The 240-nt window shown below is 58.8% G+C and carries 1 protein-coding gene; it reads right to left on the reverse strand.

Going from position 1 to position 240, the window contains the following annotated elements; all coding sequences use genetic code 11:
- Positions 1-240, reverse strand: a 240-nt coding sequence (locus ACPYOJ_RS36510) for a TspO/MBR family protein (RefSeq protein ID WP_481420557.1), incomplete at both ends; no start/stop codon positions are given.

Consider the following 240-nt stretch of genomic DNA (forward strand, 5'->3'; position numbering starts at 1 on the left):
CGGGCACCCTGCGACAGTGGTTTCGAGCGGTTGCGCCGCCAGATGGACAAGTTAAGTGCCGCCGCGAAACTCACCCATGCCAGGTAAGCAACAAGTAGCAAGGCGGCAGCCGCATTCACGGGGTGAAACAATATAATCGTCGCCAGGATCGCAACCCAAAGCACCATGATCTCCACCACGGCCAGCCCGGGTCGGTGAAGTCCAAAAAAGATCGGCGTCCACGCAGCATTGAGCAGAAGC

This window comes from Rhizobium sp. SVR5-9E, assembly GCF_056755095.1.